This is a genomic window from Rhizobium freirei PRF 81, from assembly GCF_000359745.1.
Classification (GTDB): domain Bacteria; phylum Pseudomonadota; class Alphaproteobacteria; order Rhizobiales; family Rhizobiaceae; genus Rhizobium; species Rhizobium freirei.
Window position 1 is genome coordinate 337,538 of sequence record NZ_AQHN01000055.1, and the last position, 26,310, is coordinate 363,847.

At 61.1% G+C, this 26,310-nt stretch carries 25 protein-coding genes; 17 read left to right on the forward strand and 8 right to left on the reverse strand.

The annotated features are described in order from the left end of the window. Positions 1-39: 39 nt before the first annotated feature. The gene (locus RHSP_RS34635; protein WP_157385337.1) at positions 40-270 is read left to right on the forward strand and encodes a hypothetical protein; all 231 of its coding nucleotides are present in this window, start codon (positions 40-42) and stop codon (positions 268-270) included. Between the two features lie 359 nt (positions 271-629). On the opposite strand, the gene RHSP_RS11290 is transcribed toward RHSP_RS34635, so the two are convergent. Next, entirely contained in the window at positions 630-2,492 is a 1,863-nt protein-coding gene (locus tag RHSP_RS11290) for an ABC transporter ATP-binding protein (RefSeq protein ID WP_004116522.1), read from the reverse strand. Between the two features lie 277 nt (positions 2,493-2,769). Between RHSP_RS11290 and RHSP_RS11295 the strand changes: the two genes are divergently transcribed. Next, positions 2,770-3,381: a LysE family translocator gene (locus RHSP_RS11295; protein ID WP_004116526.1), complete on the forward strand. Its 612-nt coding sequence runs from the start codon at positions 2,770-2,772 to the stop codon at positions 3,379-3,381. A gap of 196 nt (positions 3,382-3,577) precedes the next feature. Here the strand turns inward: RHSP_RS11295 and RHSP_RS11300 are convergent, their stop codons facing one another. Next, positions 3,578-5,431 carry an ABC transporter ATP-binding protein gene (locus RHSP_RS11300; RefSeq protein WP_004116529.1) on the reverse strand — a complete coding sequence of 618 codons (1,854 nt, stop codon included), beginning with the start codon at positions 5,429-5,431 and terminating at the stop codon, positions 3,578-3,580. 392 nt (positions 5,432-5,823) lie between these two features. Here RHSP_RS11300 and RHSP_RS11305 point away from each other — a divergent pair, with 392 nt between their 5' ends. The 3 genes from RHSP_RS11305 to RHSP_RS11315 all read left to right on the forward strand — a co-directional run bounded on the left by RHSP_RS11305 (position 5,824) and on the right by RHSP_RS11315 (position 9,398). Next, a complete protein-coding gene (locus RHSP_RS11305; protein ID WP_004116532.1) occupies positions 5,824-6,321 on the forward strand; it encodes a tRNA (cytidine(34)-2'-O)-methyltransferase in 498 nt (165 codons plus the stop codon). Positions 6,322-6,398: 77 nt separating this feature from the next. Continuing rightward, positions 6,399-7,550, forward strand: coding sequence for a hypothetical protein (locus RHSP_RS11310; RefSeq protein WP_004116534.1), 1,152 nt, complete (start codon positions 6,399-6,401; stop codon positions 7,548-7,550). Between the two features lie 204 nt (positions 7,551-7,754). After that, positions 7,755-9,398 carry a Na/Pi cotransporter family protein gene (locus tag RHSP_RS11315; protein ID WP_004116537.1) on the forward strand — a complete coding sequence of 548 codons (1,644 nt, stop codon included), beginning with the start codon at positions 7,755-7,757 and terminating at the stop codon, positions 9,396-9,398. Positions 9,399-9,447: 49 nt separating this feature from the next. On the opposite strand, the gene RHSP_RS11320 is transcribed toward RHSP_RS11315, so the two are convergent. After that, positions 9,448-9,705, reverse strand: a complete 258-nt coding sequence (locus RHSP_RS11320) for a hypothetical protein (protein WP_004116539.1) — start codon at positions 9,703-9,705, stop codon at positions 9,448-9,450. 174 nt (positions 9,706-9,879) lie between these two features. On the opposite strand from RHSP_RS11320, the gene hemF reads away from it, so the two are divergent. The 3 genes from hemF (at position 9,880) to RHSP_RS11335 (ending at position 11,487) form a co-directional block, all read left to right on the forward strand. After that, positions 9,880-10,791, forward strand: coding sequence for an oxygen-dependent coproporphyrinogen oxidase (hemF, locus tag RHSP_RS11325; RefSeq protein WP_004116542.1), 912 nt, complete (start codon positions 9,880-9,882; stop codon positions 10,789-10,791). Between the two features lie 92 nt (positions 10,792-10,883). Beyond that, the gene (locus tag RHSP_RS11330; protein WP_037151245.1) at positions 10,884-11,168 is read left to right on the forward strand and encodes a hypothetical protein; all 285 of its coding nucleotides are present in this window, start codon (positions 10,884-10,886) and stop codon (positions 11,166-11,168) included. 133 nt (positions 11,169-11,301) lie between these two features. Next, the gene (locus tag RHSP_RS11335; protein WP_037151247.1) at positions 11,302-11,487 is read left to right on the forward strand and encodes a DUF1059 domain-containing protein; all 186 of its coding nucleotides are present in this window, start codon (positions 11,302-11,304) and stop codon (positions 11,485-11,487) included. A gap of 14 nt (positions 11,488-11,501) precedes the next feature. Here the strand turns inward: RHSP_RS11335 and RHSP_RS11340 are convergent, their stop codons facing one another. From RHSP_RS11340 to RHSP_RS11350, 3 genes are read right to left on the reverse strand one after another with little or no spacing between them, the layout of a single operon-like run. Next, positions 11,502-12,758 (reverse strand): CCA tRNA nucleotidyltransferase, encoded by a 1,257-nt coding sequence (locus RHSP_RS11340; protein ID WP_004116545.1) that lies wholly within the window; start codon positions 12,756-12,758, stop codon positions 11,502-11,504. Continuing rightward, positions 12,755-13,390, reverse strand: coding sequence for an NUDIX hydrolase (locus tag RHSP_RS11345; RefSeq protein ID WP_004116548.1), 636 nt, complete (start codon positions 13,388-13,390; stop codon positions 12,755-12,757). The genes RHSP_RS11340 and RHSP_RS11345 overlap by 4 nt, the downstream gene beginning before the upstream one ends. After that, positions 13,387-14,010, reverse strand: coding sequence for a DUF1285 domain-containing protein (locus RHSP_RS11350; RefSeq protein WP_004116550.1), 624 nt, complete (start codon positions 14,008-14,010; stop codon positions 13,387-13,389). Before RHSP_RS11350 ends, RHSP_RS11345 begins: the two co-directional genes overlap by 4 nt. 168 nt (positions 14,011-14,178) lie before the next feature. On the opposite strand from RHSP_RS11350, the gene RHSP_RS11355 reads away from it, so the two are divergent. The 5 genes from RHSP_RS11355 to RHSP_RS11375 are packed head-to-tail and all read left to right on the forward strand — an operon-like array spanning position 14,179 to position 21,463. After that, on the forward strand, positions 14,179-15,192 hold the full coding sequence (locus RHSP_RS11355) for an AAA family ATPase (RefSeq protein WP_004116553.1): 1,014 nt from the start codon (positions 14,179-14,181) through the stop codon (positions 15,190-15,192). A 26-nt stretch (positions 15,193-15,218) separates the two neighbouring features. Beyond that, positions 15,219-16,139 carry a DUF58 domain-containing protein gene (locus RHSP_RS11360; protein WP_004116560.1) on the forward strand — a complete coding sequence of 307 codons (921 nt, stop codon included), beginning with the start codon at positions 15,219-15,221 and terminating at the stop codon, positions 16,137-16,139. Continuing rightward, positions 16,136-18,958 carry a DUF4159 domain-containing protein gene (locus RHSP_RS11365; protein ID WP_004116564.1) on the forward strand — a complete coding sequence of 941 codons (2,823 nt, stop codon included), beginning with the start codon at positions 16,136-16,138 and terminating at the stop codon, positions 18,956-18,958. Before RHSP_RS11360 ends, RHSP_RS11365 begins: the two co-directional genes overlap by 4 nt. A 1-nt stretch (position 18,959) precedes the next feature. Continuing rightward, positions 18,960-21,032 (forward strand): hypothetical protein, encoded by a 2,073-nt coding sequence (locus tag RHSP_RS11370; RefSeq protein WP_004116567.1) that lies wholly within the window; start codon positions 18,960-18,962, stop codon positions 21,030-21,032. Between the two features lie 5 nt (positions 21,033-21,037). Then, entirely contained in the window at positions 21,038-21,463 is a 426-nt protein-coding gene (locus RHSP_RS11375; RefSeq protein WP_037151398.1) for a GNAT family N-acetyltransferase, read from the forward strand. 38 nt (positions 21,464-21,501) lie between these two features. Here the strand turns inward: RHSP_RS11375 and RHSP_RS11380 are convergent, their stop codons facing one another. Continuing rightward, positions 21,502-22,074 (reverse strand): GNAT family N-acetyltransferase, encoded by a 573-nt coding sequence (locus tag RHSP_RS11380; protein ID WP_004116572.1) that lies wholly within the window; start codon positions 22,072-22,074, stop codon positions 21,502-21,504. A gap of 351 nt (positions 22,075-22,425) precedes the next feature. Between RHSP_RS11380 and RHSP_RS11385 the strand changes: the two genes are divergently transcribed. Continuing rightward, the gene (locus tag RHSP_RS11385; RefSeq protein ID WP_037151250.1) at positions 22,426-23,415 is read left to right on the forward strand and encodes a glutathione S-transferase family protein; all 990 of its coding nucleotides are present in this window, start codon (positions 22,426-22,428) and stop codon (positions 23,413-23,415) included. 35 nt (positions 23,416-23,450) lie between these two features. Here RHSP_RS11385 and RHSP_RS11390 read toward each other — a convergent pair whose 3' ends face one another. Then, positions 23,451-23,942: an NUDIX domain-containing protein gene (locus RHSP_RS11390; protein WP_004116578.1), complete on the reverse strand. Its 492-nt coding sequence runs from the start codon at positions 23,940-23,942 to the stop codon at positions 23,451-23,453. Between the two features lie 50 nt (positions 23,943-23,992). On the opposite strand from RHSP_RS11390, the gene RHSP_RS11395 reads away from it, so the two are divergent. From RHSP_RS11395 to RHSP_RS11405, 3 genes are all read left to right on the forward strand, one after another. Beyond that, the gene (locus tag RHSP_RS11395) at positions 23,993-24,931 is read left to right on the forward strand and encodes a metallophosphoesterase family protein (RefSeq protein ID WP_004116583.1); all 939 of its coding nucleotides are present in this window, start codon (positions 23,993-23,995) and stop codon (positions 24,929-24,931) included. A gap of 91 nt (positions 24,932-25,022) precedes the next feature. After that, positions 25,023-25,589, forward strand: coding sequence for a hypothetical protein (locus RHSP_RS11400; protein ID WP_004116585.1), 567 nt, complete (start codon positions 25,023-25,025; stop codon positions 25,587-25,589). A gap of 208 nt (positions 25,590-25,797) precedes the next feature. Continuing rightward, complete coding sequence (locus RHSP_RS11405; RefSeq protein ID WP_004116586.1) at positions 25,798-26,310, forward strand: RNA polymerase sigma factor; 513 nt, start codon at positions 25,798-25,800, stop codon at positions 26,308-26,310.

Consider the following 26,310-nt stretch of genomic DNA (forward strand, 5'->3'; position numbering starts at 1 on the left):
GCCTGCGCTCTCCCTCTGCCAAAACAAATACCTAAGCACATGAAAAAGCTGAAGATTTATATGGAAACCAGTCACGCTGCGGGGCGAGAAGAGCCGCGTTTCCAGCGCTGCGGCGCAACGAAAGCGGTTGAAATCTTCCACAGACCACCCATGAAGCTGTCTGCCGACGCTCAAAAAACGAAATCTATTTCATTGGCAATTTATCAGCAGGCGCCACAGTCGCGCGGTAATACTGAGGCGCTGCAAATTGAGACCCGAAGCGTTTTATAAGACATAGGATTATTGTGTACTACGCGCCCTCCCCGCGCTTATCGTGGGCATTCCGGCGGCTCGCTACGTCACCGACCTATCGATATTGGCATTTTTGAAAGCTTCCAGACCCATTTCAGCCTGCTTGCGATCGCCTTGGCGCTGGCCGCACCTTTCTCCGGCGGCATGGCCGATCAAAGCCGTCGCATAGGGCACATCAATCGATCTTGTTTTCGCCCGCGCGCCGTGACAGCTGATATCGATGAGGCAGACCCCGGATGCGATGAGCTCGAACCATTTTGACCCGATGACAAAGTTCGGAATTTCCCGGTAAGGTACTGACATCATGCGCATTTGGTTCAACATTGCGCAAGAGCTGCCTACTCTGCATCCGCCGCGATGAAGCCGCCGGACTGGCGCGCCCACAGCTCGGAATAAAGGCCTCCGCGCGCTATCAGCTCGTCGTGACTGCCTTCCTCGATGATCTCCCCCTTATCGATGACAATCAGCCGGTCGAGCTTGGCGATGGTCGAAAGTCGATGCGCGATCGCCAGAACGGTTTTGCCTTTCATCAAACCATCGAGGTTGGACTGCAGCACGGCCTCGGCCTCCGAATCCAGCGCTGACGTCGCCTCGTCGAGCACCAGGATCGGCGCGTCCTTGAGCATGACACGCGCGATCGCGATCCGTTGGCGCTGGCCGCCTGAGAGCTTGACGCCGCGCTCGCCGACATGGGCTGCGTAGGCTGTACGTCCCTTCTGATCCTCGAGAGTGTTGATGAACTCGTCGGCCTCAGCCTGTCGCGCGGCTTCCACCATCTGCTTGTCGCCGGCATCAGGGCGTCCGAACAGGATGTTGTCGCGAATGGATCGATTGAGAAGCGCCGTGTCCTGGGTCACCATGCCGATGGCGCTCCGCAGCGATTCCTGCCGCACGCCGGCAATGTCCTGTCCATCGATCAGGATGCGGCCGCCTTCAAGGTCGTAAAAGCGTAGCAGCAGGTTGACGAGCGTCGTCTTGCCCGCTCCCGAGCGGCCGACGATACCAATCTTTTCCCCCGCCCGCACCGAAAGAGAGAAACTGTCGATAACGCCCCCGCCGCGCCCATAGTGAAAGGTCACGTTGTCGAAGCGGATTTCCGGACCGCTGATCGTCAGGTCCTTGGCGGCAGGTCGATCGACCAGGCCGATAGGCTCGGAGATCATCTCGGCGGAATTCTGAATCGTGCCGAGATTGCGCATGATGGCATTGAACTGCGCCATCATGCGGCCGAAGAGCATGTTCAGGCGCAGCACCATGCTGAGCGTGAAGGCAACACCGCCCGTCGAAATCTCGCCGGCCAGCCAGAGATGCACGGCGAGTGCGCCGATGGTGGTGATCATCACGCCGGACAGCAAGGCAAGGGACGCGCGAACGCCGGTGAGCAGCCGCGTGAAAGGCATAACGGCCGCCTGAAAACGGTCGAATCCGCGGCGGATATAATCATCGTTCTGCTCTTCCCGTCCGAAGAGCTTGAGTGTCTGGATATTGGCATAAGCATCGACCATGCGGCCGTTCAGCATCGAGGACGCTTCGGCCGCATTGCGCGCATGCTGCCGGATGCGTGGCACGAAATGGCGGGCCAGCAGCGAGAAGATGCCGATCCATATCGTAATCACCAGCGCCAGCCGCCAGTCGAGCCCGCCGACGAGCGCAATGGTCGAGGCTGCATAGATGATGATGAACCAGACCACCTGCAGCAGCGACACGACAAGATCGCCCGTCGCCTGCCCTGCCGACCAAACCTTGGTGACGACGCGGCCGGAAAAATCATTCTGGAAGAATTCGACCGATTGTCTGGCCACATGCCGATAGGCCTGCCAGCGCACGAGATTGAGAAAGCCGGGAACGACAACCTGTTCCTCGACCAGCGCGCCAAGGCTCACGACCACGAAGCGCACCACGAGCACCACAAAGACCATGCCGAGAAGTGCGGCGCCGTGACCGGCAAGCAGCCCGCTCCATCCCTCCCCTGGCTTCACCTTGTCGAGAATGTCGACCAGATGGCCGACGAACCAGAAGAGCGCCGCCTCCAGCATCGCGACCGCCCCGCCAAGCGCCGCCATCGCCAGGAACGGGCCCTTCGCCTGGCCGACATAATACCAGATGAAGGCGCCAAGCGACCGCGGCGGACGAAGGTCGCCGCTGCGATAGTAGGGATCAATCCACGTCTCGAACAGACGAAACACCGAACGAATGAACATGGAAGCGATATAGGGAATTTCTCGAGGGCCGGAAAGTAAAGGCAGGCGCCAGCAAAGGTTACATTTTCGTTAGAATGCCGTGCCTGTCGGTTATGGTTGAAGTTCGGCGCGAGATGGCGGCGACGCGCAATTTCATTCAAGACCGAAGAACACGGCAGCTCGATATTGCTCGATACGATCATCGAGCGAGAGCCATGCCCGCTATTTCCCTTCAAGCCGACGCGATATATCCGCGTCATCCGTCGCCATTGCGCTACTCTTCCATGGGCGCAACCGCATGAGCATGGAATTTCTGATAACGACCCTCATCATCGTGGCATCTCCCGGCACCGGAGCAATCTACACGCTTGCTGCCGGATTATCGGGCGGTGCGAGGGCGAGTGTGATCGCAGCATTCGGCTGTACGCTCGGCATCATCCCGCATTTGCTTGCCGCGATCAGCGGCCTTGCAGCACTTCTGCACACCAGCGCCATGGCGTTTCAAGCGCTCAAATGGCTCGGGGTCGCCTATCTGCTCTATATGGCCTGGTCGATGTTTTTGGAACGGGGCGTCTTGCGCGTCGATGGTGCACCGACCGACAAGAGTACGCGGCAAGTGATTGCCTCGGCAATCCTGATCAATCTGCTCAATCCAAAATTATCGATCTTTTTCTTCGCCTTCCTGCCTCAATTCGTGACGCCGGATCAGGCAAGTCCGATCACGCTGATGCTGAAGCTCAGCCTGATCTTCATGGCGCTCACCTTCATCATCTTCGCGGGATATGGTGTGTTTGCGGCCTACCTTCGCCGCCATATCGTCTCAAATCCGACTGTTCAGTCGTGGATGCGCCGAAGCTTCGCGACCGCGTTCGGACTGCTCGCAGTGCAACTCGCTCTTGCGAGCCGTTAGCTTTTATCGTCGCCTTCCAGGCCCGTTAGTTGCGCTTTGGATTGTGGCGAAGTAGCCAACTTTGCCTCTACGTTGAGCGCCAATGAAAGCATTGAGAATACCGGCCCGACGGCTTTTGCCCCTGCGAAAACAGTATGGCCGAAAAGAGAGTTGAAACAGCAACTGGGGCATCTTGCCGCCCCAGTTGCCCAGTCCATTATTGCGCGGCCGCTTCGGCCTCTTCGTGATCGGCGAGGAAGCCGCCGGACTGGCGGCTCCAGAGTTCGGCGTAGATGCCGCCATTATGAGCCAGTTCCTGATGCGTGCCCATCTCGATGATCCGGCCCTTGTCGAGAACGACGAGGCGGTCCATTTCGGTCAGCGTCGACAGGCGGTGGGCAATCGCGATCACCGTCTTGCCGTGCATCAGCGCGAAGAGGTTTTCCTGGATCGCCGCTTCCACTTCGGAATCGAGCGCCGAGGTCGCCTCGTCGAGCACCAGGATCGGCGCGTCCTTCAGGAAGACGCGGGCGATCGCGATACGCTGCCGCTGGCCACCTGACAGTTTGACGCCGCGCTCGCCAACCTGCGCGTCGAGCCCCGTGCGACCATGCATGTCGACCAGGCCTTCGATGAATTCCCAGGCATTGGCGCGCTTGGCCGCCCGGATCACCTCCTCATCGGTCGCGTCGGGGCGGCCATAAGCGATGTTATCGCGGATCGAGCGGTGCAGCAGCGACGTATCCTGCGTCACCACGCCGATCATCGAACGAAGGCTGTCCTGCGTGACGCCTGCGATATCGTGACCGTCGACGGTGATGCGGCCACCCTCCAGATCGTAGAAGCGCAACAGCAGGTTCATCAAGGTCGTCTTGCCGGCGCCGGAGCGACCGACCAGGCCGACCTTTTCGCCGGCGCGGATATCGAGGGACAGGTCCTCCATAACGCCCTTCGCCTTACCGTAATGGAAGCGAATGTGGTCGAAGCGGATCGCACCCTGCTTGGCGACGATCGCCGAGGCTGCCGGCTTGTCGACGATGTCGTGCGGCTTCGTCATCATCCCCATGCCGTCATAGACGGTGCCGATGTTTTCGAAAAGCGCCGACACTTCCCACATCACCCACTGCGACATGCCGTTCACACGCATGGCAAGGCCGATGGCAATGGCAATGGAGCCGACCGAGATCGAACCGTTGAGCCAGAACCAGATCGAAAGCGCCGAAACGATGAACAACGCCGCGCAATTGTTGAAATAGACCGAGGCGTGGAACAGCGTCACCTTGCGCATCTGCTTGTGCACGGTATCGAGGAATTCCTCCATGCCGGCCTTGGCATATGTCTCCTCGCGTCCCGCATGCGAGAACAGCTTCACCGTCGCGATGTTGGTGTAGCTGTCGACCACGCGGCCGGTCATCATCGAGCGCGCATCGGCCTGTTGCGACGCAATCTTGCGCAGCACGGGCACGAAATAAGCGACGATCCCGACATAGACGCCGAGCCAGAGCAGGATCGGAATCATCAGCCGCCAATCGGCCGCTGCGATGACGAGGATCATCGACAGGAAATAGGTGAAGACGTAGACGAAGACGTCGAGGATCTTCATGACCGTTTCGCGCACGGCAAGCGAGGTTTGCATCACCTTGGTGGCGACGCGGCCGGCAAACTCGTTGGCGAAAAAGGTCATGCTGTGGCGCAGCAGGAAGCGATGCATCTGCCAGCGCGCGATCATCGGATAGTTGCCGAGCAGCACCTGATGCATGATGAAGCTGTCGAGGATCGCCGCAGCCGGCAAGCCGACGAGCACCATCGCGCCCATCCAGAAAAGCCTGTGCCATTCCGTCTGCAGGAAGGTGGCCTTATCCGCCTTCGTCAGCCAGTCGACGATATCGCCCAAGAACTTGAACAACGCCACCTCGCCGATCGCGATCGACATGGTGAGGAAGCTCATGGCGATCAGCCATGGCACGGCCGGCTTGGAATAATGCCAGCAGAATGCAAAGAGGCCGTGCGGAGGCGTATCAGGCACCTCGCTCGGAAATGGATTTAGTCGGCGTTCGAACCAGCCAAACATTGAAATGCTCCAAAGACTCGACCCTGTGACCACTGCCGCGCCTGAAGGTCGCAGACTCATATGGTGGTCGGGCGATAAAACAACGAGGCCATGCCGGCCGCGCAATGACTTACAAAGGGGAATACTTGCGAAAGCGCGCCTTACGGCGCTCAGCAGGTCCGAAAATACGCAGACCGGAGGCGCTTCATCACAAACAAGATATCCATCATGAGCCTCCTTCGTTCACAAGTTGTAGAGCGCCCGTCTTTTAGCGCGACTTTTCCTGTTTGAAAAGCGAAATATGCCTGAAAAACGGGCTCAAACCTTCAATTGTGCTTATGGGAAACATCACAAAAATCGAGGAATCCGCGAAAATCAAAGACAAATCCGGGCGATTTCGCTAGTCGCAACACATGACCAAGCTCCACATCGCCCTCTATCAACCCGATATTCCCGGCAACACCGGCACGATCCTGCGGCTTGCTGCCTGCCTCGGCATCGGCGTCGACATCATCGAGCCGGCCGGCTTCGACATCTCGGACCGCAACCTGAAGCGCGCCGGCATGGATTATCTCTCGGCCGTCACCCTGACGCGGCACGTGAACTGGGAACGGTTTGAGGCATGGCGCCAGGAAAGCGGCCGCCGGCTGGTGCTCGCCTCGACCAAGGCAGCGCTACCCTACACCGATTTCGCCTTCCGCAGCGACGACATACTTCTTTTCGGCCGCGAAAGCGCCGGCGTGCCGGAACATGTGCGCGACAAGGCCGACAGCCGCATTCTGATCCCCATGGTCGAGGGCCAGCGCTCCATTAATATCGCCATGTCCGTGGCCATGATATCGGGGGAAGCGCTGCGGCAGACGCAATGGTCGCCGACCTCGACACTGGGCCTGAATGTCGCACCCGAATAGGCGTTGGCACGCCGAATAAAGTGTGAGAAGCTTGGCCTTGGAATGCTCTAACTCAGGCAGCCTTGGCGAGGTGACCCATGTTCCAGACGGCATTCACGCTCTCCCTCACACAGTTCGCGCGCACCCTGAGCCTACCCGAGCGGCTTCAGCGCTCACCGGCCCGAAATCTCGCTCTCGAAGGGCTTCGTCAGCGGAACCTCGCGCTCGACGCGCTGTTCTACGACATCAAGGTGATCACGCCGGAGGAAGCCTTCTACCTCAGCGACTCGCTGGCCGCAGAAGGCGCGATCATGATCGTCCCGCCAAGTGGAGGCGCGGCGATAACTCTTTGCGAGACGGTGGACGAATTCGTCTTGAGAGGCGGCGATAAGGTGCAGGCCCTCGCTGTCGCCGGCATCGGCGGCTCCGCATTGGGCGCGGCGGCCTTTGCCCGCAACGTGGCCGATGCGATCCAGGGACCCGTCGCCGCCGTCGTCTCCGGCTATGGCATCGCCGATGCCATTATCGAGCCGTTCGGCGGGGTCTTCCTCTTCGGTCATCTGAGAGGCCTGCGTCCGTTTCTGGAGATATTCGACGATCTCGCTGGCCGGCCCAAGGTTGGAGCACATGGCGACGAATCGGCCGCCCGCACCAGCCTCGATACGCGAACCGTTCAGGCACTTCTTGCGGACCCTCGCCTGTCCTTCAACCTCTTGACCGGCCACTCCAAGGGTAATCTGGTCCTGTCTGCCGCCCTGCACGACCTGTGCAGGCAAAACGCCTCACGGATCGTGAAGCTTGCCGCAGACATGAAGATCGTGACGATCGGAGCGCGCATCGCCATGCCGCCGGCCTTCACCGAAGTCATCGATGTCATGGGTGCGTGGGACTGGTTCGGTGAGATCAATTCCCGGCCGTTCATCCACGCCGACCGCCGCGTCCCTCATGCCTGGCATCACACGAACACCGACCTGAACGGGCATTTACCCGTGACAGCCACGCTCAGGGACATCCTGGCGACCTCGCCGATGATCGCGAAAAAGCAGGCAGCGATGCGCGAAGCCGAACCCGCAGATGAGGCATTGCCGACATCGGCGGAAGCGACCGTTTCCCCGCCCTCGACCCGCCCAAAGCGACGACCGGCGACGATTGAAAACGTCAAACATGCCTTCGCCGTCGGCATATTGCCGAACGCACCGCAGGTCGAACCGGGCTCACCCGACGAACTGCCGCCGCCCAAGGCTCATTGATCGGGCCGCGCGCAATTATTGATCCGATATGTCGCAAGCAATGGTGGACTACCGTTGCAGCAAGCGTATAATGCTTAGCCGGCAAGTAAATTCTCCACGTTTAACCCAGTGCCACAGCACACAGAAATTCAAGAATTTTCAGTAGGTTATCATCATTTTCGGAATCATTGACGATATAGCGGCATGAGAGAGATTTAGCAGAAAATGGAATCCACCATCGTCATGATCAATCTGTTCGGCGCCGTCGGCCTTCTGCTGTTCGGCCTTGCGCAGGTAAAGGACGGTGTATCGCGCGCTTTCGGTGCCCGCCTCAGAACAGGCCTTGCCAAAGGAACCCGCAGCGGCGCGCGATCGTTCGCATCCGGCTTCGTGGCGACAATCGCCTTGCAAAGCTCCACGGCAACCGCGCTCATGATCGCTTCTTTCGTCGAGCGCGACCTCGTGCTTCCGAGCATGGCGCAGATCGTGCTGCTGGGCGCCAATGTCGGCACGGCGGTCACCGCATGGATTGTCGCGACCGGCATCGAATGGCTGTCTCCCCTCATCATCCTGGTCGGCATCATCTTATATCGCCGCACCTCGACCTCTCAGCAGGGTGCCGGCACCGCGCTTATCGGCATCGGGCTCATGCTGCTTTCTCTGCAGCTGCTCAGCCTTGCGACCGCGCCGATGCGGCAATCGGCAGCGCTTGGCGCCTTCATCGGGCTGCTGGACGGCGCGCTGCCGGTAGCGCTCATCTTCTCGGCGGTGCTGGCCTTTGTGTCCTCGTCCAGCCTTGCGGTCGTCGTGCTGATACTCTCGCTTGCATCGACCGGCATTCTGTCGCCGGCATTGACCGTCGTTCTCGTGCTCGGCGCCAATCTCGGCGGTGCAGTTCCGCCTGTCATGGCCACGCTGTCTGGCCCGGCAACCGTCCGGCGCGTGACCCTGGGGAACCTGATCGTGCGCGCAATCGGTTGCCTCATCATGCTACCGCTCGCAGGCTATATCGGCGATTGGACGCAGGGCCTGCATTTCTCGCCGGCCAAACTGCCCGTAGACGTGCATCTGCTTTTCAATATCGCCCTCGCCATCTGCGCATGGCCCTTCTCGCGCCTGCTCTCGAGGACCATGCTCCGGGTCGTGCCTAACGATCCGCAGACCGACGATGGCCCGAAGTTTCTCGACCAGCAGGCCCTGCAAACGCCCGTCGTGGCGCTTGCCAGCGCCACGCGAGAGGTTCTCGCGGTTGGCGACCTCATCGAGCGCATGCTGATCCGTACCGAAAATGCCTTCAACAACAACGACCTGTCGCCCTTGAAGGAAATCCCGGTTCTGGAGAAGCGCGTCGACCGCCTCCAGCAGGAGGTGAAAATCTACCTGTCGAAGCTTGGACGTGACGGGCTGGACGACGAGAACGGCCGCCGCTCCATCGTCATCATCGATTACGCCATCAATCTCGAACATATCGGCGACATCATCGAAAAGGGTCTCGCCGAACAGGTGGCGAAGAAGATCGACAAGGGCCTGACTTTCTCGGACGATGGATATCGCGAGCTCAAAAGCCTCTTCAGCTTGACGGTCGATAATCTGCGCGTCGCCCAGACCATCCTCGTGACCCGAGACTTCAATCTCGCCCGCCAACTGATGGAAGTGAAGGTGGATGTCCGCCGGCTCGAAAAGCAGTCTTCGGAGCGCCATCTCGAAAGACTGCGCGACGGCCGGGTCGATAGCCTGCAGACCAGCTCGCTCCATCTCGACATGCTGCGCGATCTGAAACGCATCAATGCGCATATCGTTTCGGTTGCACATCCGATCCTGGACGAGAGCGGGCAGCTGATCGAGAGTCGGTTGAGGAAGGCACAATAGCTCGGTTCAGGCTTATCGCCTGCCGCTGCAGCCAGTCATTTCGTCCTCTTCAATCCGCCGACGGCAAACGCCGCATGGTGAACTCGATGCGATCACCCTCGATCTGACGCCAGCTTTCGACTTCGGTCCAGTAGGCGGCTTTCGGGAATTCATCGAACCATTCACGTGCCTTGGCACGTGCTTCTGGGCGACTGAGACAAAAAGTCTCGCGAACGAAATCACTCTTTCCGCCGGCGGGATGCTCTTGCCGGTAGCGGAATATTCTGCTTCTCAACCCATCAAGGGGCGGCGGTCCGGGTATCTTCATGATAAAACCTCGCCTTTGCGAGGGGGAACATAATACCGCAACAGAAATTTTGCGAGTCGATTTTCCTTCAAGGGCGCTGCACTGGTTGTGCCGCAGTGTTGCTGTTATTCAACATCACGATACATACGGTGCGAATCGCGGGCCGCCGGCCGCCCGCGCCCTCGGAGAGCATGAATGGAACGACCCAATCTTCCCAAAGGACTACCTGAGGATATTGAAGCAAAAAAAGAGGCCGCGAGAATCTGGTTCGAGAGCCTGCGCGATGCGATCTGCGCCGAGTTCGAGAAGCTGGAAGACGAGCTTGCCGGCCCCCTCTCCGATCAGAAACCGGGGCGTTTCGTCGCCAAGGACTGGCAAAGGGAGGCCGGTCAGGGCGGCGGCGGTCGCATGTCGATGATGGAAGGCCGCGTCTTCGAAAAGGTCGGCGTCCACACCTCCACCGTCTATGGCGAGTTCTCTCCCGATTTCCGCAGCCAGATACCGGGCGCCGAGGAAGATCCGCGTTTCTGGGCTTCCGGCCTGTCGCTGATCGCCCACCCCGTCAATCCGAACGTGCCAGCGGTACATATGAATACCCGCATGGTGGTGACGACCAGCCAATGGTTCGGCGGCGGCGCCGACCTGACGCCCGTGCTCGACCGTCGCCGCACCCAGGAAGACCCTGACAGCGTCCTCTTCCATCGCGCCATGCAGATCGTCTGCGAGCGGCACGCGGTCGCCGACTACGAGCGCTTTAAGAGCTGGTGCGACGAGTATTTCTTCCTGAAGCATCGCAACGAGCCTCGCGGCATCGGCGGCATCTTCTTCGACTGGCTGCATTCGCAGGAAGAAGCTGGCGGCTGGAACGCCGATTTCGCCTTCACCCGCGACGTCGGGCGCGCCTTTTCCATGGTTTATCCGCGCATCGTCCGCTCAAACTTCAACGAAGCATGGACCGAAGAGGACCGCGACGAACAATTAATCCGTCGCGGGCGTTACGTGGAGTTCAATTTGCTGTATGATCGGGGTACAATATTCGGACTGAAAACAGGCGGCAACGTGGAGTCGATCCTATCGTCCCTGCCGCCCGTGGTACGCTGGCCTTAGGGCATCCAACATAAAACGATCCAATAAGCCCTGAAATCGGCGGAGTGAGTGCATAGGTTAGGTAATGCTCGTTTCAATCGGAGGAGGTTGTAATGGCAGTACAGAATCAGGTCACGGAAGTTTCGAAGGAAACGAGGCTTTCGCGCACTGTCGATAGTCCGGAGTTCATCGTCCGGCTAGCCGAGGACATGAGGGTCCGCAGCGGGTCCGATTTGCCTCTCTCCTGCTTCATCGAGCAGGTCAGAATGCAGCTTGCAGGGAATAAGTCGCCAAGCGATCTCGCTCGCATGGAGGCCGATCGCTCGGCAAGGCAGGCGGCGTCCGTTACGAGATATCAGTCGTCTGACTGCTTCAAATCCTGGGCGATGCCGGATTGAAATCCGGAAGAATGCGTCCGGCAAGCGTTGGAACCTTGCCGGACAGAGAAACCTTTTCCCGTCCGTAGCGTTCTAACCTTCGTGTCCTTCGGCATGAAGGACAGCAATTCTGTCGAATATTGAGGAGGAAGACATGCGACTGTTCGAATGTGGTACGCTTGTACCCGGCTGCGCGTGGCACACTCGCGCCAAGGACGATGCCGAGGTGGTTCGTCGCGCTGTCGAACACATGCGTGATGCGCATGGCGAAACAATCGTCCGGGAAAACATGATCGACAACATCAAGGCACGCATACGCGACGAAGCCAATGCAGCCTGACCGGCGCCCCGCCGTCAGGCGTTAGCCAGATCCTTCAACCGGGCGAGAAGACCCGCCCGGTCGACAGTGAAGTTCCCCTCAAGCCATTCCTGCTCCAACTTGCCGAGAAGTTCGCCGACGCGCGGGCCTGCCCCGATGCCTGCGGCAAGTGCATCCGCTCCGCTGAGCGGAAAAGCAGGCTTCTTCCATCGCGCCGTCCGCTCCAGCAGCTTGCCAAGCCGCGCCGTGCGCGCCATCTCCTCGAAATCGCCTTCCGCCTTGCTCCGCGCAACGGCCAGCGCCAGCTTCAGCCGGGCGGCTATGCCGGATGGATCATGGCGGTAAAGCAGACGGTCGAAAGCGGCCTCCGATATGTCATCCTTGATGGCAGGCGCATTCGCCCAGGCCTGCAGGTAGGCTGCCTCGGCCTTCGACAGGCGCAGGCGCTCGGCAAGCTTGCCAAGTCTCGCTGCGTCCGGCGGCACGATTGCGGCAAGCCGCAGCAAAGGATCCGCCGCCCAACCGAAAGCTTGCTCGGTGGCAATCAGCGCGGGAATGGCATCGATACCCCATTTTTCCGTTTCGGGCAGAACCTCAGTCAACACCCCAACCTGGCGCATCCAGAGCAGCGCCCGGCCGGGATCCTTAGCCGAAAGCAGCTTCTTCATCTCCGACCAGACACGCTCGGCCGACAGTGTCACGATCTTCGATCGCGCCGCCGCGCAGGCGCGCAGCCCGTCCGCATCCGGACGGCCGCTGCCGTAATGCGCGAAAAAGCGGAAGAAGCGCAAAATGCGCAGATGATCCTCGGCGATCCGCGTCGCGGCATCGCCGATAAAGCGGATATTGCGCCGTTCCAAATCGGCAAGTCCGTCGACGAGGTCGACAACCCCGCCGTCGGCGGAAGCATAGAGCGCATTGATCGTCAGGTCGCGCCGCTCCGCATCGGCCTGCCAATCCTCGCTGAAGGCAACGCGGGCGCGACGCCCATCCGTTTCGACATCCCGCCGCAGAGTCGTGATCTCGAACGGCTTCCCGTCGATGACCAAGGTAACGGTTCCATGCGCGATACCGGTCGGCACCGCCTTGATCCCCGCCACACCCGCTCTTTCAACCACGGCCTCGGGCAACAGCGTCGTTGCGATATCGATATCGGCGACCGGCAGCCCCATAAGGCTGTTGCGCACTGCACCGCCGACGACACGGCCCTCACCGCCATCGGCATTCAGCAAGGCCAGCACCCGCTGCAGCGCCTCATCCCGGAACCAGGCCTCATCGGCAACGGACGTCATGTGTAAAGCCTTTCATAAAGCGTGCGGACGATGCCCGCTGTAATGCCCCAGATCATGCGCTGCCCATAGGGCATACGATAGAAATGGCGTTCGCTTCCCTGCCAAAGCATGGTGTCTGTCGTATGGTGGCTCGGGTCCATCAAGAAGGAGAGCGGCACCTCGAAGGCATCCTCCACCTCGGTCGGGTTGAGAGCGAGATCAAAGCCCGGCTTTACCACTGCAAGGATGGGCGTGATGCGAAAGCCGGTGGCGGCCAGATAATGCGGGAGCCGCGCAACCGGCTCGATGAAGATACCGGCAAGCCCGATCTCCTCGCCTGCCTCGCGCACGGCCGCCATTTCCGGAGAAGCGTCCTCCGGATCGATGGCGCCGCCGGGAAATGCGATCTGGCCGGAATGCTTGCGCAAGGTCGAGGTCCTGAGCGTGAAGATCACCTTGGCGTCATCGCCGCTGTCGACAACAGGCACGAGCACGGCGGCATCCTTCAGCTTCAGCCCCTCGACCTGCGATATGGTCTCGGGATTGAGGCGATGGTCGCCATGATCGCGCCAGGCAAGCTCGACCGGACCACCGCTCTGCCTGAGCGCTCGGCGCCGGAACTCATCCGCGGAATAAAGGGGAAATTCGCTCATCGTGTCAGCGCATCCAGTTCGGCAACCGTCATGACGGGAAAGATCGATCCGCCCGAGCGCACGCAAAACACCTCCCGCCCGGCGATCTCGACGGGTTCGCCGAGTTCGACGAGATCATACATGACAGCGCGCGTCACCAGGGCCTCCAGACGGCCGCGGACGTGCAGGTAAGGCTTCAGCTCGTCGTTCTCGCCGCGGATGACGAAGCGGATCGGATGATCCCTGCCCGCCTCGACGACATCGCCGACATTGGTACGGAATGTCAGCACCTGCCTACCATCGCGCTCCGTGACGCTCATCTCCACGGCGACAAATGGTGCATCGACGACGCGAATGCCGACCTTTTCCACAGGTGTGACGAGATATGTCTTCCGGTCGTCGTCCTTGCGCAAGACGGTAGCGAATAGCCGCACCAGCGGGGCGCGCCCGATCGGCGTGCCCAGATAGAACCAGGTCCCGTCGGCTCTGATTTCCATGTCGATATCACCGCAAAACGGGGGATTCCAGCGGTCGACCGGCGGCAAACCCTTCTTGCCGCCGCCGCTGTCGCCAGCGGCACGCGATATCAGGGCTGCGAGACTCGCCGCATCGCCGGTAGCCTTGATTTCCTCGGTTGCCATTCTTCCGTCCCGGTTCGCCGTTAGTCACGAATACGACAGTTTCTCACGAGATAGTCATTCGAAACGCGCTTGTCAGCCATGTTCGTGGCGATAAGTTGTATTGATTATGGGGCAAATGTGTAAGGTCTGCGAATCGCGCGCACCGCTTTTCTGCCATTGGAGACGCAAATGGGCATGATCAAATCGACCGAAACGAGCCTCGACGAGCAGGCCATCATCGCTTCAGCCGAAAAGGCGCTGAGCGATATCGCCCGCATCCGCGAAGAGGTCTCGAAGGTCATTTTCGGCCAGGAAAGCGTCGTGGAGAATACGCTGCTTGCTGTGCTGGCCGGCGGTCACGCACTGTTGGTCGGTGTGCCGGGTCTCGCAAAGACCAAGCTCGTCACCACGCTCGGTGCGGTTCTCGGACTCGATTCCAATCGCGTCCAGTTCACGCCCGACCTGATGCCGTCGGATATTCTCGGCTCAGAAGTCATGGATCAGGACGCAACCGGCCGTCGTTCATTCCGTTTCGTCAAAGGTCCGGTCTTCGCGCAGCTGCTGATGGCCGACGAAATCAACCGCGCCTCGCCGCGTACGCAATCGGCCCTGCTGCAGTCCATGCAGGAATATCACGTCACCATCGCCGGCCAGCGTTATGACCTGCCAGCCCCTTTCCACGTTCTTGCAACGCAGAATCCTCTGGAGCAGGAAGGCACCTATCCATTGCCGGAAGCCCAGCTCGACCGCTTCCTGCTGCAGGTCGATGTCGGTTATCCAGAGCTCGCCGACGAACGCCGCATCCTGCTCGAAACGACGGGCTTGAGCGAAGCGACGCCCCAGGCGGTTATCGATGCCGCGCGTCTGCTGGAAATTCAGCAGCTGATCCGCCAGATGCCTGTCAGCGACGGCGTGGTCGATGCGATCCTGTCTCTGGTGCGCTCTGCCCGCCCGGGCCAAGGCAACGCCTCAACCGACAAGCATGTCGCCTGGGGTCCGGGCCCCCGCGCCGGCCAGGCCATGATGCTCTGCGCCCGCGCCCGCGCCCTCTACGAAGGCAGGCTTGCGCCCTCGATCGATGACGTGCATGCGCTTGCCGAGCCTGTGCTCGAACACCGCATGGCGCTGACCTTTGCGGCGCGCGCCGAAGGCATGTCGGTGCGCGATGTCATCGCAGGGCTGGCAAGACAGTCGAGAACCTAAGCTGGATGTCGAGGAGAGTATAGCGCGTGGCATCCATCGGACAGATCGTCAGACCGACCTCAGGCAATGATGCGCTCTCCCGTGCCCGCAGCCGCGCCGCCCTCATGCCTGATTGCCTTGTCGAAGCCAAGCGCATCGCCAACACCGTGATTGCCGGATGGCACGGCCGGCGCAAGCGCGGCATCGGCGAGAATTTCTGGCAGTTCCGCCCCTATACCGAAGGCGAGAGCCTGTCGCGCATCGACTGGCGCCGCTCGGCCCGCGACGATCATACCTATATCCGCGACCATGAGTGGGAGGCCGCTCATACGATCTGGCTCTGGGCGGACCTCTCGCCATCCATGATGTATAAGTCGACCTATGGCCACGCCTCCAAGGAAAGCCGGGCGCTCGTCATCATGCTGGCGCTTGCCGAAATCCTCTCACGTTCGGGCGAACGGATCGGCTGCCCTGGCGTCATGGAGCCGGTCTCGACCCGCAATGCCGCCGAACGGCTGGCCGCCGCCCTGATGCACACGCCGCTCGAAGGCGGCCTGCCGCAGACCGCGATGATCCGCGGCTGGAGCGATATCGTGCTGATCGGCGATTTTCTCGACGATGCCGACAGCGTCATGAGCCGGATCGGACCGCTGGCGCGCCGCGGCTTGCGTGGTCACGTGATCGAAGTTGCCGACCCGGCCGAGGAAATCTTTCCTTATAGCGGGCGCACCGAGTTCAGCGATCCTGAAACTGGTTCGAAGCTGATTGCCGGCCGTGCGGAAAATCTGCGAGACGATTACCGCCGCGCCTATCTCGCCCGGCGCGAAAACCTTGGCCAATCGCTGCGCCATCTCGGCTGGACCTTCATCAGCCATCGCACCGATCGCCTGGCATCGGAAGCGCTGGTCGCCGTGCATATGTATCTTTCCGGCATGCCTGCGCGGGTAGCCTCCGGAGGTCAGCCATGAGCGGCCTTTCCTTCGCGTTCGCCTCGCCCGCCATCCTCGCGGCCCTGATCCTGCTTCCCGCGATCTGGTGGCTTCTGCGCCTGACGCCGCCGCAGCCGCGGGCGGAAGTCTTTCCGCCGCTTCGCATCCTGGCGTCCATCCTCAAGCGTGAGGAAACGCCGGCTCGCAGCCCGTGGTGGCTGACGCTGCTGCGCATGCTGCTGGCGGCGCTGGTGATCTTCGCGATCGCCAATCCGATGTTCAACCCGCGCACCAACACTCTGTCGAGCGGCGGCCCGCTGGTCTTGATGATCGACAACAGCTGGGCGAGCTCGTCGGACTGGGAGCGCCGTGTCCGAACCGCAGATGCGCTGATCGACGATGCCGACGCCAAGGGCATCCCGGTCTCGATCTCCTTTACCGCCGAGCAGGGCAATGACGCGACACCGGGCGCCGCGACGGCTGCCCGCGATAAGCTGCACGCAATGAATCCGAGGCCGCTGGTGCCCGATAGACAACGTGCCGCCGACGCCGTGAAGGCAGCGCTCGCCGGCAGCAAACCCGGCACGATCGCCTTCATCTCCGATGGCATCGAGAGCAAGGACAAGGACGATATCCTCAGCCGGCTCGCCGCCCTTCAGCCAAGCGAGCTGCGCCTGATCGAAGGCGACGGCAACGACATTCTCGCGATCACCGGCGCAGCCAACAATGCCAATGACATGACCGTTACGGCGACCCGGCTGAATGGGGCTAATCCGCTGCGCCTGCAACTTATCGCTCAGGATAACCAGGGCCGCCCGATCGCCAACGGCTCGCTGAATTTCGCCGGCGGTCAGACGGTTGCGACCGGCGCCATCGCCGCGCCCTTCGAGATGCGCAACGATTTTGCCCGCATCAACGTCGACCGCTATGCCAGCGCCGGCACCGTTCACCTGCTCGACGACGGCTTCCGCCGCCGCCGTGTGGCGCTTCTTTCCGGCCAGGCCGCCGACGAATTCCAGCCGATCCTTTCGCCGCTTTACTATATCGAGCGCGCCCTTAACCCCTATGCCGATCTGATCCAGCCCAACAGCGCGGACCTGGCAAAGTCGATCCCGCAACTGCTCGCCGGCAACCCTTCCGTGATCATTATGGCCGATGTCGGCCGCCTGCCGCAGGAAAGCTATGCGCCGCTGCGGCGCTGGATCGAGAATGGCGGCACCCTGATCCGCTTCGCCGGACCGCGCCTTGCCGCCGCACCCGCCGATGACCCGCTCGTCCCCGTGACGCTGCGGCAGGGCGAGCGCACCTTCGGCGGCGCACTTTCCTGGGCCGAGCCGCAGCCGCTCGCCGATTTCCCCTCGTTCGGCCCCTTCGCCGGCATGCCGAAGCCAACCAATGTGCTGATCAAGCGGCAGGTTCTGGCCGAACCGACACCGGACCTTGCCGAGCGCACCTGGGCAAGCCTTGCCGACGGAACGCCGCTTGTCACCGAAAAGCAGATGCGCGCAGGCCGCGTTATTCTCTTCCATGTCAGCGCCGAGCCGCAATGGTCGGATCTGCCGATCTCGGGCGATTTCGTCGAGATGCTGCGCCGTATCGTCCAGCTGTCGCGCTCCGGCGGCGTGACCTCGACGGAAGGTGCCGCCAAGACGGCCGAGGCAATGCCGCCCTACCGGCTTCTGACGGCCAAGGGTGTGCTGACCAGCGAAATCGGCAGCGCCCGGCCGCTGGAGCCGAACCACAAGGGCGCAGCCGTCGCGAGCTTCGACAACCCGCCAGGTCTCTATGGTTCAGAAGAAGGCTTTACGGCGCTCAACGTGCTAGCCCCCGGCGCCGCGCTCAGGCCGCTGGACGCATCAGCCGCAGGAGCGGTCGCGCGGGAAGGCCTCATCGGGGGCGAAGCATGGTCCGCCAAGCCGATCCTCTTCACCCTCGCCTTCCTCATCCTTCTGGCCGACAGCCTGATCGTGCTCTTCATGAACGGCGCCTTCCCGCGCCTTGGCAGGGGAGCGAAGACGGCGGCCGGGGGAGCCGCGGTGCTGCTGCTAGCGCTTTCGGTCACGATCTTCCTGCATCCGGCAAGTGCCTTGGCCGATGATTCCAAGCCTGGCGACGACGCCATCTTTTCGCGGCTGGACAAGACGCATCTTGCCTATGTCGTTACCGGCGAATCCGACGTTGATCGCATTTCCGAGCGCGGCCTTGCCGGCCTCTCCGACTATCTGACCTACCGCACGACATTGGAGCCAGGCCCGCCGGTGGGGCTGGACCCGGCGAAGGATGAACTCGCCTTCTATTCGCTGATCTACTGGCCGATTTCCGCGTCGGCGCCGATGCCGTCCAACGACGCCATCAACCGCATCGACGCCTATATGCGCAACGGCGGCACCGTGCTTTTCGACACGCGCGACGCCATCAACACCATGGGCGACACAACATCGCCGAGCCCGAACGGCCAGCGGCTGCAGCAGATCCTCGCCAATCTCGATATTCCGCCTCTGGAGCCTGTGCCATCAGGCCATGTGCTGACCAAGTCCTTCTATCTGCTTTCAAGCTTTCCCGGCCGTTATGCCGATAGCCCGCTCTGGATCGAGGCACGGCAGGATACCCGCCGCGACGGCAATGCGGTCGCCTCCTCCGATGGCGTGACGCCGATCTTGATCACGGGCAACGACTTTGCCGGCGCCTGGGCGATCGACGAAAACGGCTCATCGCTCCTGCCGACCGTGCCGCCGGACGAGACGCAGCGCGAATATGCTTACCGTTCGGGCGTCAACATCATGATGTACATGCTGACCGGAAACTATAAGTCCGATCAGGTGCATATCCCGGATATCCTGCAGCGGCTGGGGCAATGAGATGAATATCGGTTTTGCCCCATTCCTTCCCTGGCCCGTACTATCAGCCCTCGCGGTGCTGACCCTTGTCATCGCGGCCATAGCCATCTATCGGCGCCTGCGCGGCAGCTGGATCCGTGCGCTCGCCGGCATCGCTCTCCTGGCCGCCCTCGCCAATCCCGTGCTGCTGCAGGAAGATCGCGATCAGCTCACCACCATCGTCCCCGTCGTCGTCGACCGCAGCCTCAGTCAGGACACGCCGGAACGCACCAAGATGACGAACGATGCTTTGGCCATGCTGAAGGACCGGCTGGCGCAATTCCCGCGCATAGAGCCCCGTATCGTCGAGGCACGCGATCCCGCGGAATCCGACTCGCCATCGACGCGGCTTTTTTCCGCCCTCTCCTCCGCAATCGCGGACGTACCGCCGGCTCGGATCGGCGGCGCGATTTTCCTCACCGACGGCCAGATCCACGATATCCCAGGCGTCAACCAGCAGCTCGGTTTCGACGCGCCCGTCCACGGACTGATCACCGGCAAGCCCGATGAGTTCGATCGCCGCATCGAAATCGTGCGTGCCCCCCGCTTCGGCATCGTCAACGACGAACAGCAGCTCGTCTTCCATGTCGTCGATGACGGCAAAAGCCCCGGCAGTGTTGCGGACGTCACCGTCAAGATGAATGGCGACGAGATCGCCACGCTGCAGGCGACGCCCGGCCAGGATACGCCTTTCAGCTTCAAAGTGCCGCGCGCCGGCAACAACGTCCTCGAATTTTCCGTCGCTGAACTCCCCGGCGAAGTGACGCCCGTCAACAATCGCACGGTCCAGCTGATCGAAGGCATTCGCCAGAACATGCGCGTCCTGCTCGTTTCCGGCGAGCCGCATTCGGGTGAGCGCGCCTGGCGCAATCTGCTGAAATCGGACGCGTCGGTCGATCTCGTGCATTTCACCATTCTGCGTCCGCCGGACAAGCAGGACGGGACGCCGATCAACGAATTGTCGCTGATCGCCTTTCCGACGCGCGAACTCTTCGTCGACAAGATCAACTCTTTCGACCTGATCATTTTCGACCGTTACCAGGACCGCCAGAATGTCCTGCCGACGATCTATTACGATTACATGGCGCAATATGTCGAAAACGGCGGCGCATTGCTCGTGGCGGCCGGCCCCGAACATGCCGCCGGCAATTCCATCGCCTTGACGCCGCTCGCCTCGGTTCTCCCCGCAGAGCCGACCGGGCAGATGATCGAGAAGCCCTTCTATCCGCGCCTGTCGGAGCAGGGCCGCAAGCATCCGGTGACGCGCGGCCTCGACGGATCCGACGTGGAGCCGCCGCATTGGGGCCGCTGGTTCCGCAGCGTCGATGTCGAAAAGCCGCAGGGACAGACGGTCATGGTCGGTGCCGACAACAGTCCATTGCTAGTGCTGAACCGCGTCGGCCGTGGCCGCGTCGCCATGCTGCTCTCGGACGAAGGCTGGCTCTGGGCGCGCGGCTTCGAGGGCGGCGGCCCGCATGTCTCGCTCTACCGGCGCATTGCCCATTGGCTGCTGAAGGAGCCGGCTCTGGAAGAAGAGGCCCTGACGGCAAATGCCGCCGGCCGCACGCTGCAGGTGACACGCCAGACCATTGGCGACGATCCCGGCCCGGCGACAATCAAGTCACCCTCCGGCAAGACGCTGACATTGCCCCTGAAACAAACACAGCCCGGTCTCTTCCAGGCTCAGAAGCACATGGACGAGATCGGGCTCTTCCAGATCGCCGATGGCAATCTTTCGACACTGGTGCATATCGGCGCCATCGATGCCCCCGAGTTCAAGGCGATGATCTCGACCACCGAAACGCTGAAGCCCCTGGCGCAGAAAACCAAGGGCCTCGTCACCCGCGTCGCAGGCGCAAATGGCGGCGTCACGGTTCCGCAGATCCTGCCCGTTCGCGGCGCCGTGCGCGTCGCGGACGGCCAGCGACTGACCATCCGCATGACCGACGAAACCGTGCTGAAGGGGATCAATAGTCTGCCCCTGTTCGCTGGCTTTGCCGGTCTTGCCGTACTCCTCTTTGCCTTCTCGGCCACATGGTGGCGTGAAGGACGGTGAATATGATGACGCAATTCGATATAACCGACGCCCCCTCGGAAGCCGATCTTGCGGCGATCGGCGAAGGCCTGACAGCCTTCAATGCCGCCGATATCGGCCCATCTGAGAGGCGATCGCTGGCGGTGCTGATCCGTGACGAGAACGGCAAGACCATCGGCGGCATTTCCGGCTACACGGCGTGGGGATGGCTGTTCACGCAATGGCTGTTCGTGCCGGAAACCTTGCGCGGCCAGGGCACGGCGGGCAAGCTGCTCGAGGCGGCGGAAGCCGAAGCGGCAGCCCGCGGCTGTTTCGGTGCCTGGATCGATACGTTCAATCCGCAGGCGCTGCGCGCCTATCAGCGGCAGGGTTATGCGATCTTCGGTGAATTGCCGAACTTCCCCGTCGGCCGCACCCGCTTCTTCCTGCAAAAGAAACTGTCGCCTCGCTGATCGCGGCGCGGCAACGTTTTTTCCATAGATCGCAGGGCTTAGACGGCAATCGCCGTCCGCTGCATCATGTCGTCGAGATCTTCGTCTTCGTCCGCGATAGCCGAGGCATAATCATCGCGCCAGGCGATAGAACCCTGCAGCCGCGCATGCGTGTCGGCGGCAATCGGCACGACCAGGACGCGGTTCGGATCGACCGGGCCTGGGAAAGCCAGGGCGTTGTAAGCAACCGTTTCGAAGCCGAGCGGGCAGTAGTATGGCGGGTCGCCTACGAGGATGACGGCTTCGGAACCGCTGCGCTTGGCTGCCTCGACGGCGATCCGCACAAGCTCGCGACCGATACCCCTGTTCTTATGCGAGGGCCGCACGGCAAGCGGTCCGAGCAAGTGCCCTTTGACCATGCCGGCAAGAACCGGCGTCATCCGTACCGAGGCGATCGTCTCGCCGTCGTCGGCGCAGATGAAGGACAGCGAGCGGTCATGCGGGCCTTGCTCGCGAATCCGCGCCGCGGCACGCGTAAACCGACCCGGGCCGAATGCTTCTTCGTTGATGAGTTCGATGACAGCGTCGTGCGACGCATCCTCAGTGAGGTAGATCAGATCGTGCTTGTACATTAGACCAAGGAAACCGAATAGACAGACGGAATTGTTCTCGAAGGCGCTCGTCGAGCGTTCGGGATCATCGGCGTCGTCGCAGGCTTCTGGTAACTTTCATGTCAAGTGGTCCTCAAAATATGACAAGCCCGATAGCAGGAAATATCCGGCGCGTCCAATGCAAAATGCATGCTGCCATCTGTTGATGCAAGATGATGTCCGCATGATGACGGCAGCACAAAATCCAAGGACAAAATCAGTGGATGCATCCGACGATCACGCCAGCTACGCAGTGTTCAGCGTTTATCATCTCGAAATTTGACGGCCATGCCGTATCTTCCCTCTCAAATCTCATTCCGAAAGGACAGAACGATGGGCATGTTGGTTGACGGCGTCTGGCACGACGTCTGGTACGACACCGAAAAGACGAAAGGCCATTTCAAGCGCGCCGCGTCGCAGTTCCGCAACTGGATCACGCCTGACGGCGCAGCCGGCCCAACCGGAACGGGCGGCTTCAAGGCTCAGGCCGGACGTTACCACCTCTATGTTTCGCTCGCCTGCCCCTGGGCACACCGAACGCTGATCGTCCGCAAGCTGAAGAAACTGGAAGATCTGATCCCGGTCTCGATCGTCGATCCCCTGATGCTGGAAAACGGCTGGGAATTCAAAGGGAAAGACGGCGGAACGATCGATCCCCTTTTCGGCGCCAAGGCGCTGTGGGAAATCTACGTCAGGGCCGACCCGCACTATTCCGGCCGGGTGACCGTCCCCGTTCTCTGGGACAAGCAGACGGGAACGATCGTCAACAACGAGTCGGCCGAAATCATCCGCATGTTCAACAGCGCATTCGACGCATTGACCGGCTCCAGGGAGGATTTCTATCCCGCCGATCTGCGCGCCGATATCGATGCCCTGAACGAACTCGTCTACGACAGGGTCAACAACGGCGTCTACAAAGCGGGCTTCGCGACGGCGCAAGACGCCTACGAGGACAGTGTCCGCCACCTCTTTGAAACCCTCGATATGCTCGACACCAGGCTGTCGACGCAACGCTACCTGTTCGGAGAAGGTCTGACCGAAGCCGATTGGCGGCTGTTCACCACGCTCGTGCGTTTCGACGCCGTCTATGTCGGCCATTTCAAATGCAACATCCGCCGCATCGCCGACTATCCGAACCTAACGGCATATCTGAGAGACCTCTATCAGGTTGCCGGCGTGGCGGAGACCGTGAATCTCGATCACATCAAGAATCACTATTATCGCAGCCATAAGACGATCAATCCGACCGGCATCGTTCCCGTCGGCCCCGAGCTGGATTTCGATCGTCCGCATGGCCGGGAGCAGCTCGCGAAAGCGGCCTGATTGGAGAGCACAAGTCTCCCGCCACCGGCGGGCGGCTACCAGTAGCTGGAGGGGCGCTCAGCCCCTTCCAGCTCCTCCAGCCTGCGATATGTCGCCTGCGTTGTACCCGGAGGAAGTGCGTTGCGCGGAAAGAACCCGGTTTCGACGATTTCACGATCCGCCATGCGCGGCGCGGTCTGCGTTACCTCGACACGGTAGAAGACGACATGATCGCGTTTGCTGATGCGGTTGTTGAAATAAACGTGGAAGAGCTGCGGCTCGCCTGAGATCACCAGATTGCCTTCCTCGCGCAACTCCTTCTCAAGCGCCTGCGCCACCGTTTCGTGGCGCTCGACACCGCCGCCGGGCATGTGCCAGCCGGCGATATAGGAATGCCGTACCAGAAAGATCCGCCCTTCGCTGTCGAAGCACGCCGCGCGCACGCCAAGCGTCATGCTGCGCGTCATCACGAAATATACATGCAATGCTCGGCCGAAGAGCCATGCCCATGCGCTCGTCTTTTCGCTCCGGCCAACCTTCTCACTCATGCACGAACCTTCATCCCTCGCCCTGCAATCAAACGGGCGATCTATTTGTTTTGACGATAGACTGGGCTATGTCTCATCCCATGTTCAAGCTAGCGCATATTTCCGATATTCACCTCGGCCCGCTGCCGCGCCTTTCGATCAGAGAGCTCGCCTCCAAACGCATTACCGGATTTGTGAACTGGCACAGGAACCGGCGCAAGCATCTTTTTGGCAATACGCTTGACCTGCTTCTCGACGATATCAAGGCGAAGCAGGCCGACCATCTCGCCGTAACGGGCGATCTCGTCAACCTTGCGAGCGGCATCGAGATCGAGACGGCGGCAACATGGCTGAAGCTGGTCGGCGATCCCCTGAACACTTCGGTCGTTCCCGGCAATCACGATGCCTATGTGCCCGGCGCCTACGAGAAGGCCATGCGCGCCTGGTATCCCTATGTCAGAGGCGACCGCGCCCCTGCCGAGTGGCGGGAGGATCAGCGTGTCTTCCCGTATCTTCGCATTCGCGATCAGGTCGCGCTCATCGGATGCTCGACCGCCGTCGCCACGCCGCCTTTTGCCGCCAGCGGCTTTTATTCCGCCCGCCAGGCGCGCGAGACGGTGAACATGCTTCGTGCTGCCGGGGACGCCGGGCTCTTTCGCATCGTCATGATCCATCATCCGCCCATCCGCGGCGCAACCAGCTTCTACAAGCGCATGATCGGCATTCGCCGCTTTGCGGCGGCCGTCTCGACCGGCGGGGCCGAACTGGTTCTTCACGGCCATACCCATCTTAATACTTTGCACTGGCTGCACGGCCACGCCGGCCCGGTGCCGGTTGTCGGTATCGCATCGGCCTCCCAGAACGTCGGTGGCTTGAAGCCGCCCGCAGCCTACAATCTTTTCACGATCGCCGGCCGAGCCGGCGCCTGGGAGTTGAAGGCCGAACGCTATAGCCTCAACATCGCTGGCGACGGCGTGGATGCGGACGGCGTTGATATTCTTGCGCCTTGACCCACGTTTTGCGGCCATAGACCTCGTCGTATCAGTGGCGTTTTCTAAGATGCCGAGCTACAATTGCAACCTCGGAATCCCGGAGGATAACATGGGTCTCAAGGTCTCGATAAAGAGCTCCGCAATAGCGACGATCGCTGCCGGATTTTTGCTCGCCACCAGCCTGCAGGTTCTTGCTGCCGGCTCGGAAAGCGATGAAACGGCCCCACCGCAGAAGAGTAAAACGACGACCGAATGCACCGGCGGCAAGGTGTGGGACAAGGACAAGAAGGAATGCGTGAAGCCGAACGAAAGCGGCTTCAACGACAACCAGCTTTTCCAGGCCGCGCGCGAATTCGCCTATGCCGGCCAGTATGAGAATGCCATCACCGTTCTGAAGCTGGCCAGGAACCAGAACGATCCGCGCATCCTCAATTATCTCGGCTATTCCAATCGCAAGGCCGGCCGCATGGAGCTCGGCATGAGCTACTATCGCAAGGCTCTGCAGCACGATGCGAACTACATTCTTGCGCGCTCATACATGGGACAGGCGCTGCTCGAACAGGGCGACGTTCAGGGCGCACGCGTGCAACTCGTCGAAATCCGCGATCGTGGCGGCGAAAACACCTGGGCCTATCGCTCGCTGCTGCAATCGCTCAAGGGTCGTGTCGTTTATTGAGGAGTGATCCGATGGCATCCCGGCGCATCGCCAGCTCGATAACAGGCAACCACGCGGGTGCTTTTGAAGACTTGCGAAGCGGCACAAAAATGGTTCATACCAACACAGGACGATCATTCCGTTCGCATCGCCCTTTCCAAGGGGAAGGCCCACATTTGCGGGAAGACGTCGTCGACGCCACAACCTCCAACGCCTCTTTGGAACGACCATGCACACGCCGGTAGCAGCAGCCATCGATATCAGACGCGACCTGGTCGGGCTTCTTCCGAAGCTGCGGCGCTTCGCAGTGACTCTGACCGGCGACCTCACCGAAGCCGATGAGCTCGTCCAAGGCGTCTGTCAGCGCGGCATAGCCAAGTTCCACCTCTGGAACGGCACCGGCAAGCTGGAAAGCTGGCTCTATACGATGGCTCGGAATCAATGGGTCGATGAAGCCCGGCGTCACAAGCTGCGCCCCTCCAAGGGCAACGCTCTCGAGCAGGGCGAGCCTGCAGCCAGCCTGCACCCAAATCCTGTGGAAGCTGGAGAAGCCCATCGCTTGGTCACATCTTTGCCCGAAGGATTTGCCAGTGTCTTCCTGCTGGTCGATGTCGAAGGGCATAATTACAAGCAGGCGGCCGAGATTCTCGGCATTCCCCAGTCGGCATTGGCCTCACGGCTCTCCAGCGCTCGTCTTTACCTCGCCTCCCAAGGCCATAACCGTTCGTCTCGAAGGTTTTAA

Coding starts and splice junctions, on each gene's coding strand:
- RHSP_RS11355 (WP_004116553.1), top strand. CDS start 14,179: ATGGGCATGATCAAATCGACCGAAACGAGCCTCGACGAGCAGGCCATC.
- RHSP_RS11315 (WP_004116537.1), top strand. CDS start 7,755: ATGGAATCCACCATCGTCATGATCAATCTGTTCGGCGCCGTCGGCCTT.
- RHSP_RS11350 (WP_004116550.1), bottom strand. CDS start 14,010: ATGGCAACCGAGGAAATCAAGGCTACCGGCGATGCGGCGAGTCTCGCA.
- RHSP_RS34635 (WP_157385337.1), top strand. CDS start 40: ATGAAAAAGCTGAAGATTTATATGGAAACCAGTCACGCTGCGGGGCGA.
- RHSP_RS11300 (WP_004116529.1), bottom strand. CDS start 5,431: ATGTTTGGCTGGTTCGAACGCCGACTAAATCCATTTCCGAGCGAGGTG.
- hemF (WP_004116542.1), top strand. CDS start 9,880: ATGGAACGACCCAATCTTCCCAAAGGACTACCTGAGGATATTGAAGCA.
- RHSP_RS11405 (WP_004116586.1), top strand. CDS start 25,798: ATGCACACGCCGGTAGCAGCAGCCATCGATATCAGACGCGACCTGGTC.
- RHSP_RS11320 (WP_004116539.1), bottom strand. CDS start 9,705: ATGAAGATACCCGGACCGCCGCCCCTTGATGGGTTGAGAAGCAGAATA.
- RHSP_RS11385 (WP_037151250.1), top strand. CDS start 22,426: ATGGGCATGTTGGTTGACGGCGTCTGGCACGACGTCTGGTACGACACC.
- RHSP_RS11295 (WP_004116526.1), top strand. CDS start 2,770: ATGAGCATGGAATTTCTGATAACGACCCTCATCATCGTGGCATCTCCC.
- RHSP_RS11370 (WP_004116567.1), top strand. CDS start 18,960: ATGAATATCGGTTTTGCCCCATTCCTTCCCTGGCCCGTACTATCAGCC.
- RHSP_RS11335 (WP_037151247.1), top strand. CDS start 11,302: ATGCGACTGTTCGAATGTGGTACGCTTGTACCCGGCTGCGCGTGGCAC.
- RHSP_RS11390 (WP_004116578.1), bottom strand. CDS start 23,942: ATGAGTGAGAAGGTTGGCCGGAGCGAAAAGACGAGCGCATGGGCATGG.
- RHSP_RS11310 (WP_004116534.1), top strand. CDS start 6,399: ATGTTCCAGACGGCATTCACGCTCTCCCTCACACAGTTCGCGCGCACC.
- RHSP_RS11365 (WP_004116564.1), top strand. CDS start 16,136: ATGAGCGGCCTTTCCTTCGCGTTCGCCTCGCCCGCCATCCTCGCGGCC.
- RHSP_RS11375 (WP_037151398.1), top strand. CDS start 21,038: ATGACGCAATTCGATATAACCGACGCCCCCTCGGAAGCCGATCTTGCG.
- RHSP_RS11400 (WP_004116585.1), top strand. CDS start 25,023: ATGGGTCTCAAGGTCTCGATAAAGAGCTCCGCAATAGCGACGATCGCT.
- RHSP_RS11380 (WP_004116572.1), bottom strand. CDS start 22,074: ATGTACAAGCACGATCTGATCTACCTCACTGAGGATGCGTCGCACGAC.
- RHSP_RS11290 (WP_004116522.1), bottom strand. CDS start 2,492: ATGTTCATTCGTTCGGTGTTTCGTCTGTTCGAGACGTGGATTGATCCC.
- RHSP_RS11345 (WP_004116548.1), bottom strand. CDS start 13,390: ATGAGCGAATTTCCCCTTTATTCCGCGGATGAGTTCCGGCGCCGAGCG.
- RHSP_RS11330 (WP_037151245.1), top strand. CDS start 10,884: ATGGCAGTACAGAATCAGGTCACGGAAGTTTCGAAGGAAACGAGGCTT.
- RHSP_RS11305 (WP_004116532.1), top strand. CDS start 5,824: ATGACCAAGCTCCACATCGCCCTCTATCAACCCGATATTCCCGGCAAC.
- RHSP_RS11340 (WP_004116545.1), bottom strand. CDS start 12,758: ATGACGTCCGTTGCCGATGAGGCCTGGTTCCGGGATGAGGCGCTGCAG.